Annotated in this window: 10 protein-coding genes; 2 read left to right on the top strand and 8 right to left on the bottom strand. The window is 73.0% G+C overall.

The window, feature by feature from the left end; genetic code table 11:
- Positions 1–25 precede the first annotated feature (25 nt).
- Entirely contained in the window at positions 26–1,888 is a 1,863-nt protein-coding gene (locus tag ACS04_RS11700; RefSeq protein WP_048476505.1) for an ABC transporter ATP-binding protein, read from the bottom strand.
- Positions 1,889–1,893: 5 nt separating this feature from the next.
- Positions 1,894–2,058 (bottom strand): hypothetical protein, encoded by a 165-nt coding sequence (locus tag ACS04_RS38140; RefSeq protein ID WP_158977244.1) that lies wholly within the window; start codon positions 2,056–2,058, stop codon positions 1,894–1,896.
- Between the two features lie 244 nt (positions 2,059–2,302).
- Here ACS04_RS38140 and ACS04_RS11695 point away from each other — a divergent pair, with 244 nt between their 5' ends.
- The gene (locus tag ACS04_RS11695; protein ID WP_048476504.1) at positions 2,303–2,539 is read left to right on the top strand and encodes a chaplin; all 237 of its coding nucleotides are present in this window, start codon (positions 2,303–2,305) and stop codon (positions 2,537–2,539) included.
- Between the two features lie 62 nt (positions 2,540–2,601).
- Here ACS04_RS11695 and ACS04_RS11690 read toward each other — a convergent pair whose 3' ends face one another.
- Positions 2,602–3,858 (bottom strand): MFS transporter, encoded by a 1,257-nt coding sequence (locus ACS04_RS11690; RefSeq protein WP_048476503.1) that lies wholly within the window; start codon positions 3,856–3,858, stop codon positions 2,602–2,604.
- Positions 3,855–5,228: a GH1 family beta-glucosidase gene (locus ACS04_RS11685; protein ID WP_048476502.1), complete on the bottom strand. Its 1,374-nt coding sequence runs from the start codon at positions 5,226–5,228 to the stop codon at positions 3,855–3,857. Before ACS04_RS11685 ends, ACS04_RS11690 begins: the two co-directional genes overlap by 4 nt.
- A gap of 152 nt (positions 5,229–5,380) precedes the next feature.
- Here ACS04_RS11685 and polX point away from each other — a divergent pair, with 152 nt between their 5' ends.
- The gene (gene polX, locus ACS04_RS11680) at positions 5,381–7,105 is read left to right on the top strand and encodes a DNA polymerase/3'-5' exonuclease PolX (protein WP_048476501.1); all 1,725 of its coding nucleotides are present in this window, start codon (positions 5,381–5,383) and stop codon (positions 7,103–7,105) included.
- A gap of 69 nt (positions 7,106–7,174) precedes the next feature.
- Here the strand turns inward: polX and ACS04_RS11675 are convergent, their stop codons facing one another.
- From ACS04_RS11675 to ACS04_RS11660, 4 genes are all read right to left on the bottom strand, one after another.
- On the bottom strand, positions 7,175–7,432 hold the full coding sequence (locus tag ACS04_RS11675; protein ID WP_158977241.1) for a hypothetical protein: 258 nt from the start codon (positions 7,430–7,432) through the stop codon (positions 7,175–7,177).
- A complete protein-coding gene (locus ACS04_RS11670; protein ID WP_048476499.1) occupies positions 7,429–7,845 on the bottom strand; it encodes a hypothetical protein in 417 nt (138 codons plus the stop codon). The genes ACS04_RS11675 and ACS04_RS11670 overlap by 4 nt, the downstream gene beginning before the upstream one ends.
- 122 nt (positions 7,846–7,967) lie before the next feature.
- Entirely contained in the window at positions 7,968–9,416 is a 1,449-nt protein-coding gene (locus ACS04_RS11665) for a sensor histidine kinase (protein WP_048476498.1), read from the bottom strand.
- The gene (locus tag ACS04_RS11660; RefSeq protein WP_048476497.1) at positions 9,413–10,150 is read right to left on the bottom strand and encodes a response regulator transcription factor; all 738 of its coding nucleotides are present in this window, start codon (positions 10,148–10,150) and stop codon (positions 9,413–9,415) included. The genes ACS04_RS11665 and ACS04_RS11660 overlap by 4 nt, the downstream gene beginning before the upstream one ends.
- Between the last annotated feature and the right edge of the window lie 75 nt (positions 10,151–10,225).

Raw genomic sequence — 10,225 nt, 5'->3', positions numbered from 1 at the left:
GCGCGGCGGGTGGTGGTCGCGAGGCTCATGACGGCACCTTCAGCGGGGAGGAGGGTCCGGGGCCGGGGGCGCCGCCGTTCACCCGGTGGAGGCGGGCGTAGGCGCCGCCCCGCACGAGCAGTTCCTCGTGGGTACCGCACTCGGCGACCCGGCCCCGGTCCAGGACCACCGTGGACGTGGCGTCGCGGACCGTCAGCAGGTTGTGGGAGATCACGACGGTGGTGCGCCCGGCCATCAGCCGGCGCAGCGGTTCCATGATCCGGCGGGCCGACTCGGCGTCCAGACCGGTGGTCGGCTCGTCCAGCAGCAGGACGGGCGCGTCCCGGACCATGGCGCGCGCGATCGCCAGGCGCTGGGCCTGCCCGCCGGACAGCGTCCGGCCCCGCTGGCCCACGACGGTGTCGTAGCCCTCGGGGAGGAGCCGGATGAACCCGTCGGCGTCGGCCGCACGCGCCGCCGCCACGATCTCGGCCTCGCTCGCGCCGGGTCGCCCGTAGGCGATGTTCTCCCGTACGGTGCCGTGGAAGACGAGCGTCTCCTGGAGCACCACCGCCACGTTCTCGCGCAGTTCGGACAGCCGCAGCTCCCGCAGATCGGTGCCGTCGAGGAGGACGGCCCCTTCGTCCGGGTCGTAGAAGCGCAGTTGGAGCTTGCCGACCGTCGACTTGCCGGCGCCGCTCGTCCCGACCAGCGCCAGCGTCGTACCGGGCCGTACGCGGAAGGACACCCCCCGCAAGGCCCATCGCGCCGTGCCCGGATAGCGGAACGAGACGCCGCGGAACTCGACATCGCCCCGGGCGCGCCCGATCCTCCGGGCACGGGCGGCTTCGACCTCGGCGACCTGCGGGTGCTGGTCGAGCAGTTCGATGATGCGCTCGGCCGACGCGGACGCCGCGTAGAAGGTGTTCGTGAGCTGCGACAGGTCGCGGATGGGACTGTAGAGCCGGCCCAGCAGGGCGACGAAGACCAGCAGCCCGCCCAGGGTGAGCTGGCCCTGCGCCAGCTTCCACGTGCCCAGGCCCATCACGGCCAGCGCGCCCGTCAGTTCGATCACCTCGACGAGCGGGCCGTACACGGAGCGGATCCGCGCCGAGACCATCGCCGCGCGGAAGCGGCCCACGCTCTCGCGGGTGAACCGGCTCTCCTCCGTGTCCTGCCGGTTGTACGCCTGCACCAGCGCGATGTTGCCGAGCGACTCCTCGGCTATCGCGCTGATCGAGCCGCTGCGGCGGCGCCGCTCGCGCGAGGCGGCCTTGATGAGGCGGGAGAAGCGCCGTGCCGCGCCCCAGAAGAGGGGCACGATGACCAGCGCGAGGAGGGTCAGGTCCCAGCTCAGGTAGAAGAGGAGTCCGAGGAAGACACCCAACTGGATGACGTAGTACAGGGCGTTGGAAACGCCGGAGAGGAGGAAGGTCTCGATCGCGTCGACGTCGCCGGTGATGCGTGACAGTACGTCACCCAGCCGCCGCCGCTCGAAGAAGCCCAGGGAGAGCCCCTGGACGTGCCGGTAGACGTCCGAGCGCAGCGCCAGCAGAAAGCGTTCGCCGACCCATGTGGAGAGCACGTCGTCGGCGAACTCGAGAATGCCGGAGGCGAGGACGAGGCCCAGGTAGGCCAACGCGATCCACAGGAACGGGCCGAGGTCGCGCGGGACGAGGACCTCGTCCACCACCACCTTGAAGAGCCAGATCTCGGCCGCGTCGATCAACGGGCCGATCATGCTGAAGAGCAGGATCGGGACGAGCCAGCGCCGGCCGCCCCGGGTGTAGGGCCAGAACCGGCGGAACGCCTCGCGGGGAGTGACGGGCGGCGCGGCGGCGACGACCGCGTCGGGGTCTTCTGCCACCGACAGCAGCCGCCGCAGTGCATGCCGCGCTACCCGTCCCATGGTGCTTACCAGTTGTTGCCGTGGTTGCCCCGGTGGCCGTTGTCATTGTCGTTGTTGCAGTGGCGGCGGCGGTGACGGCGCCTGCCGGTGCTCTCGTCACGTCCCGAGGTCATGTCCCTCTTGCCGCGACGGCGGTGCTTCGCGGGAATCAGGTGAGTGAAGATGGCCATGAGTTTTCCTCCATGAGCTGTCTCACTGAAGAGGCTTCCAGAGGGGCATACGCGCCAGGGCGCCCGGGAGATTGCCCTTTCCGGAAAAATTCACTTTCCGGAAGCTCCCGCACAGGGCCGGGGACGTCTTCCGAACGGCCGCACCGCCCCGCGGACGGGGCCCACGACCGGGTGAATCGGGTGGGTTCGGTCGCCACTGGTATGGGATGGCCCCCGCAACACCCTCATGCGATGGGAGACCCACATGAAGATCCGCACTCTGGCCGTCGGGGCCGCACTGGTCATCGGCGCGACGCTCGGCGGCATCGGCAGCGCGTCCGCCGACGCCGGGGCCGAGGGCTACGCCATCGGCTCGCCGGGCATCCTCTCGGGCAACGTGGTCCAGATCCCGATCCACCTCCAGCTCAACGCCTGCGGCAACAGCATCAACCTCATCGGCCTGCTGAACCCGGCCGCCGGCAACGTCTGCGTCAACTCCTGATCCGCCGCGTCCGCGGTGCCGCCGGTCCGTCCGGTGGCGCCGCGGACGCGTCAGGTGCCCGCCTACGGCACCCCGCGGATCCGACGGACCAGCACCGATCCCGCCAGCGCCAGGGCGCCCGCGAGCGCGTAGAGCGCGGTGTACCCGCCGAAGTGCGTGACCACCGGTGCGGCGATCACCGGCGCCAGCACCTGCGGCAGCGCGTTGGCGACGTTGATGACGCCGAGGTCGCGGCCGCGGTCCTGTGCCGTCGGCAGCACGTCCGTCAGCAGGGCGAAGTCCACCGACGTGTACACGCCGAAGCCCACCCCGAGGACCAGTGAGGCGACGACCGCCCCGGTCCAGGTCTGCCAGACGGCGAGCAGCAGGGTGGCCACCGTGATGACCAGCCCCGCCCCGATCACGTAGACCTTCCGGCGGCCCGTACGGTCCGAACGGACCCCGCCGACCACCACCGTGGCGAGCAGGGTGAGCGCGTTGAGCGCCGTCAGGACCAGGACCCCGGTGTCCGCGTCGCCCTCGTAGCGCACCGCGTCGGTCAGGTAGTACAGCAGGTACATCGTGCTGACCGAGTACGACAGGTTCATCAGGAAACGCGTCAACCAGGCCCAGCCGAAGTCGGGATGGCGGCGCGGGTCGATCCAGAAGCCGGTGAGGAAGATCCGCCACCGGAACGCGGGCCGGTCGGCGGGCCGCAAGCGCGAGTCGCGCCGCATCACCGCGTACGGGACGGCCGCGAGCACCGAGAAGGCAGCGCACGCGAGGTAACCGGCCGCGATGCCGCCCGCGGCCGTGGCCAGCGCCGTCCCGGCCAGGATCCCGCCGATCTGGGAGACCCCCAGCCAGCCGCCGACCAGCCCGCGCCGGCGCGGCGGGACCTGGTCGGGCACTGCGGCGGTGAGGGCGGCGAAGGCCGCGTTGAGGGCCAGTTGGACCAGGCACCAGCCCGCGACCACCACGGCCACGCTCGAAGCCAGGGCGAGGACGAGCAGCCCGGCCGCCCCGCCGAGCACCCCCGCCACCACCCAGGGGATCCGCCGGCCGACCCGGGCCGTCGTACGGTCCGACAGGGCCCCGAAGACCGGGTTGGCGACCATCGAGACGGCCGCCCCCACCCCCGTCACCAGCGCGAGCGTGGCCGCCTTGTGGTCCGGGGCGAGCTGCTCCGCCTGGCGGGCCAGCAGCAGCTGGAGCGGTCCGAACCAGCCGACCCACACCCCGAGGTTGGCGAGGGACAGCGCGCCCACCCACCGCCCGCCGACCGGGCCCGGCGGATCGGCGGGACCGGCCGCCTTCGCGGCCGTCCCCCCGACGGTCATCTGCCGCCCTTGATCACGTCGTGGTACCACGCGTACGAGTCCTTCGGGGTCCGCTCCAGCGTGTCGTAATCGACGTGGACCAGGCCGAACCGCTGCCGATACCCCTCGGCCCACTCGAAGTTGTCGAGGATCGACCAGATGAAGTAGCCGCGGACGTCGACCCCCTGCGCCATCGCCCGGTGCAGGGCCTCCAGATGGCCCGCGTGGTACGCGATCCGGCGCGCGTCGGCGATCCGTCCCGTCACGGGATCGGGCCCGTCCCCGTACGAGCAGCCGTTCTCGGTGATGTACAGCGGCGGCAGCCGGTCGCCGTAGCGCCCGCGCAGGGAGACGAGCAGTTCGCGCAGCCCGTCCGGCACCACCGGCCAGCCGAAGTCGGTCTGTTCGCACCCCTCGACGGGCCGGAAGGCGAAGGGGAGGCCGGCCGGCAGCTCGATGCCGCCGAACCCGCTGGCGGTGGCGCTCGATTGCGGGGCTCCCACCACCATCGGGTTGTAGTAGTTGATCCCGTACCAGTCCAGGGGGGCGGAGATGGCCTTCAGGTCCTCGGCCACCGGCCCGGGCAGCATCGAGGCGAGCCCCGGGTCCGGATAGGCGCCGGTCAGGACGGGGTCGGCGAAGAGCCGGTTCGTGAGGAGGTCGTACAACTCGGCCGCGCCGCGGTCCTCCGCGCTGTCGCTCGCCGCCCGGACCGGGCTGTGCGAGGCGGCGATGCCGATCTGCCGGGCGCCCGCGGCGCGCAGCGCCTGTACGCCCAGGCCGTGGGCCAGGAGCTGGTGGTGCGCGGCGGGCAGGGCGTCGAAGACGAGGCCCTTGCCGGGGGCGTGCTCGCCGATGCCGTACCCGAGGAGGGTGACCTCGGCGGGTTCGTTGATGGTGATCCACATCGGGACCCGGTCGGCGAGCCGCTCCGCGACGACCGCGGCGTACGAGGCGAACCGCTCGGCGGTGTCGCGGCTGAGCCAGCCGCCCTTCTCCTCCAGGGCGAGCGGGGTGTCCCAGTGGAACAGGGTCGGCACCGGGGCGATGCCGGCCGTGCACAGTGCGTCGACCAGACGGTCGTAGAAGTCCAGCCCCGCGCGGTTGACCTGCCCGTGGCCGTCCGGCAGGACGCGGGACCAGGAGACCGAGAACCGGTAGGCGCCGACGCCGAGCCCGGCCATCAGGGCCACGTCCTCGCGGTAGCGGCGGTAGTGGTCGGTGGCCACGTCGGCGTGCGAGCCGTCCTTGATGCGCCCGGGCTCCTTGGCGAACGCGTCCCAGGAGGAGGGGCCCCGCCCGTCGGCGGTGGTCGATCCCTCGATCTGGAACGCCGAGGCGGAGACGCCCCACAGGAAGCCGGCGGGGAACGGGGGTACGGACGCAGTCATACGGGCTCACTTCGGTCGAGGCGTGCGAGGGCGCTGACGGCACACTGTTGGCCCGCGGCGCCCGCCCTGTCAATGGAAAGTGAACAATCCTCAACTTCTCGTCGGGGGTCGTCGGCCGGGCCCCGGCGCACGAGGTGAGGCACCCTGGAGGCATGGCCAGGGCCAACGAAAAGGTCGAGGCGCTGCTCCGGGAGTACGCCGACCTCATCGCGATCGGCGGCGGCGACGCCTTCAAGGCGCGCGCGTACGAGAAGGCCGCCCGCGCCATCGGCGGCCACCCGGCCGATGTCGCCGGGCTCGACGTCAAGGGCCTGCGGGAGATCCCGAACGTGGGCAAGTCGATCGCGGAGAAGGTCGTCGAGTACCTGAGCACCGGCCGCGTCCCGGACATCGAGGCGCGCAGGGCCGCCGTCCCGGCCGGGGTACGGGCGCTGACCGCGATTCCCGGTCTCGGGCCGCGCAAGGCCTTCGTCCTCTACGACGAGCTGGGCGTCTCCTCCGTCGAGCAGCTGGAGGACGCCATCCGCGAGGAGCGGCTGCGCGACCTGAAGGGCTTCGGCGAGCAGACCGAGCAGAACATCCTCCACGGCATATCCGTACTGCGGAACGCCGACGGGCGGATCCTGCTCGGCGCCGCCATGGACATCGCCGAGCAGATCGTCGCCGAGATGGAGCGGATCCCGGGGTGCGTTCGCTGCACGTACGCGGGCTCACTGCGCCGCATGCGCGAGACGATCGGCGACGTGGACATCCTGGTCGCGGCCGGGAGATCCGCACCCTTCATGGCGGCCCTCACCGAGCTCCCGCTGGTGGCCGACGTCATCGCGCACGGTGCGAAGAAGACCTCCGTTCGCACGACGGCCGGCCTCCAGGTCGACCTGCGCGTCCTGCCGCCCGCCTCCTGGGGAGCCGGGCTCCAGTACTTCACCGGGTCCAAGGCGCACAACATCCGCACCCGCGCCCTCGCGGTGCGCCAGGGGCTCAAGCTCTCCGAGTACGGCCTCTTCGACGCGGAGAGCGGCGAGAGCCTCGCCTCGGAGACGGAGGAGGAGGTCTACGGCCGGCTCGGCCTGCCCTGGATCGCGCCGACCCTGCGCGAGGACCGCGGAGAGGTCGCGGCCGGGCTGAAGGGCGAACTCCCCGCGCTCGTGGAGGAGGGTGACATCCGGGGCGACCTGCACACCCACACCGATCTCACCGACGGGCTCGCCCCGTTGGAGGACATGGTGGCGGCGGCCGCCGCGCGCGGGTACGCGTACTACGCGGTCACCGACCACGCGCCGGACCTCGCCATGCAGCGGATGACCCGGGAGAAGATCCTGGCGCAGCGCGAGCAACTGCGGGCACTGGACCGCACGGTGCGCGGGATGCGGCTGCTGCACGGCACGGAACTCAACATCGGCCCGGAGGGCGGGCTGGACTGGCCCGACGGGTTCCTCGCCGGGTTCGACCTGTGCGTGGCCTCCGTGCACTCCCACTTCGGCCAGAGCCGGGCGGCGATGACCCGGCGCTTCATCCGGGCCTGCGAGAACCCGAACGTCGCCGTCATCGGCCACCCCACCACCCGGCGGATCGGCCGCCGCCCCGGCGTGGACGCCGACTTCGACGCCGTCTTCGAGGCATGTGCGCGCACGGGCACCGCCCTGGAGATCAACGCGCACCCGGAGCGGCTCGACCTAGGCGACGAGGACATTCTCCGGGCGAAGCGGTACGGGGTGAAGTTCGCGGTGAACTCGGACGCGCACGCCACCACGCACCTGCCGTACCTGCGCTACGGGGTGGGTACGGCGCAGCGCGGCTGGCTCACGAAGGACGACGTGATCAACACCTGGCCGTGGAGCCGCCTGCACCGCTTCCTGGAGGCCAAGCGGGCCTGAACGCCTCGGCCCGCCACCGGGTTCGGGGGCGGGCCTGGGCGGGTGTGGATATGGGTGCGGGGCGGTCGGTCAGTTGTTCTGCGTGGCGTCGGAGTCCGCCTGGGCCGCCGCGCTCTCGGCGTCGTCCACCTTCTGCTGCATGTCCTTGACCGTGGCGCCGTCGGCCGTGCCGGCCGGTTTGGCGGTCGCGCCCGGCGCGCAGCCGGTGATCAGCAGGGCCGTCACCGCGGCCAGGGTGGCGAGCGCCGCGCCGGCGCGGCGGGGCCCGGTCACCCGGGCCGCCCGGCCCGGGCGGGTCACCCGGGTCAGTCGGGTCGCTCGGGTCACTTGGCACCCTGCGCGGAGCACCAGGCGCTGACGGCCTTCAGGTCGTCCTGCCGCTTCTGGAGGGTGGGCAGCAGGTTCTTGCGGAAGGTCAGGCGGTCGTTCAGGTAGTCGTGTACCTGGGTGTGGCCGGCGGTCTGGGCGTTGGCGACGCGCTGCTCCAGCCGCGCGACGGAACCCAGCACGGTGGGACCGCCCTTGAGCCGGTCGATCGCCGTGTTGACGCGGGTCTGCGCCTTGGGCAGGCGCTTGCAGATCGCCTTCGCGCCGTCGCCCTTCGGTGCGGACTCGGCCGTCTTGGACGCGGCCGGAGCGGGGCTCGCGGACTCCGCCTGCGCGGGGGCGGCCCAGATCAGGGCGCCGGACAGCGCGAGGGCGCCGATCGCGGTGGCGGCGGTCTTACGGTTCGGGAGCATGGCTCAATCCCCTTCGGTGCGAACGGGCCGGCTCACAGGCGGCCGACCGGTCAGGACGGTAGGGGGTGTCTTTGTGGAAACTTTGTGAGTCCGCGGGAGCCCGGGGCCCAGGGCCCCCGCCCTCACTCGCCCCGCGAGGAGATCCAGTCGCGCCGCCGCGGCAGCCTCGGGGCCGGGGCGTCCGCCGCCGACAGGGGCAGGCGGACCTCGAAGCGGGCACCGGTGCCGCCGGGCGGCGTGCCGATCACGACGGAGCCCCGGTGCAGCGCGACCTGCTGGGCGACGAGGGTCAGGCCGAGCCCCGAGCCGGGACTGCCGGGGCGGTGGTGGAACCGCCGGAACACGGCTTCCCGCTCGCCGGGCGCGATGCCGGGCCCCGCGTCGTCCACGGTGAGCACGGCGTACCCGGCCTCCGCCCGCGCCCGTACCGCGATCCTGGCCGGTTCGCCCGGCAGGTGACCGTGGGCCACCGCGTTGCCCAGCAGGTTGGCGAGCAGGATGGTCAGCCCGGCCTCCCACCCGAACACCCGCAGTTCGGAGGGGAGTTCCACGTCGAGCCGCGCCTGCGGGTGGCGGCGGGCGCTCTCCCCGGCCGCGGTGTCCACCAGCTCGGACAGATCGAGCGAGGTGAAGGCGGACACCTCCACCAGATCGCCCCGCGCCAGCATCCGCAGGGCCGTGAGCAGGTCCAGCAGCCGGGCGTGGTCCCGCTGCAAGTCCCGTACGATCTCCGCCCGTTCCCCCGGGGAGAGGTCGGGGTGGGCGGCCAGGACGTCCAGGTCGGTCCGCATGCTCATGAGCGGGGTGCGCAGCTCGTGCGAGGCGGCGGAGGAGAACGATCGGGCCGTGTCCAGTGCCTGGGCCGTGCGGGCGGCCTGCTCCTCGTAGCGGGCCAGCAACTGGCCGATGGCATTGGACAGTTCGTCCACCTCGGCGATGTTCACCGGTGTGCCGGCGAAGGCCGCCGGTCCCGCGCCGGGGTCGAGTTCGGCGGCCCGGCGGCTCAGCCTTCGTACGGAGGCGGTGGCGCGGCCGGCGAGTCCGTACGCGAGCAGCCCCGAGACCGGCGCCGCCAGCAGGGCCACCAGCAGGACCCGGCGGCGTACGGCCACGACCTGCGGGTCGGCGGCCGAAGCCGGGGTGAACAGCCAGAGCGTGCCGGGTGCGGGACCGGCCACCGGGACGGTCAGCACCCGCCAGGCGCGCCCCTTGGTCCGGACGGTGACGGGGCCGTCCGCCGTCTGCTCGGGCAGCCGCACCGGGTCGGCGGGCTGTGGGCCGCCTTCCAGGACGACGGCTCCGTCCGCCGTCCGGACGCGGATCCCGGCGTCGAGGACGTCGCCCAGCACCTTGCGGTGCTGGTTCTGCTCCACCTTCGGCTTCCCGTTGCGGTCGGCCGTGAGCAGCGTCCTGACGTCGGGGAGGACGGCGGAGGCCCGGTCCTGGAGGCGGGTGTCCTGCTGCTGGTGGAGATCGCGGCTCACCAGTCCGAGGACCAGCAGCCCCGCGGAGAGCACCAGCAGGGGCACCACGACGGTCACCGAGAGGGCGATGCGGGTGGCGAGCTTCACTGGCCGCCCTCCCGGGCCGCGGGGACGCGCAGGACGAAGCCGACGCCGCGCACGGTGTGGATCAGGCGCGGGCGCCCGCCCTCCTCCAGCTTGCGGCGCAGATAGCTGACGAAGGTGTCGACGGCGTCGCTGCGGACCTCGAAGTCGTAGCCCCAGACCCGGTCCAGCAGCTGGTCGCGGGTGAGGACGATGCCGGCGTTGCGCGCCAGCTGGAGCAGGAGCTCGAACTCGCGCCGCGTGAGGTGGAGTTCGTCCTCCTCGTGATGGACCCGGCGGCGGGCCTCGTCGATCACGAGAGGGCCCGCGCGCACTACGTCGGGTGCGGGCTCGGGGGCCGGGCGGCGCCGCAGGAGGGCGTGCAGGCGCAGGACCAGCTCCTCCAGGGCGAAGGGTTTGACCAGGTAGTCGTCGGCCCCGGCCTGGAGCCCCGCTATCCGGTCCGTCACCTCGTCGAGGGCCGACAGCATCAGCACGGGGGTCTCGTCGCCACGGGCCCGCAGCGCGCGGCAGACCTCGGTGCCGGTCAGGCCGGGCATCGAGACGTCCAGGACGAGGACGTCCGGGTCCTGGTCGGCGAGCAGGGCGAGGGCGCCGGGCCCGTCCTCGGCGAGCAGGACCGTGAAGCCGCTCAGCCGCAGCCCGCGCTCCAGGGAGCGGCGGATGGCGGCGTCGTCGTCCGCCACCAGTACCCGCCCGGTGGACGTGCCGCCGGGTGTACGGCCGGTGCCGGTCACAGTGCCTCCTCCCCGCCCGCGCCTGCGCACGCGCCTCCGCACGCGGCTCCTCGTGCGCGGCCCCGCCGCGGGGGC

The sequence above is a fragment of the Streptomyces roseus genome (assembly GCF_001044425.1).
In the GTDB taxonomy this organism is placed as follows: Bacteria; Actinomycetota; Actinomycetes; order Streptomycetales; family Streptomycetaceae; genus Streptomyces; species Streptomyces roseus.
Note: the sequence above shows the minus strand (reverse complement) of the source record. Positions and strands in the feature narration are given on the sequence as shown.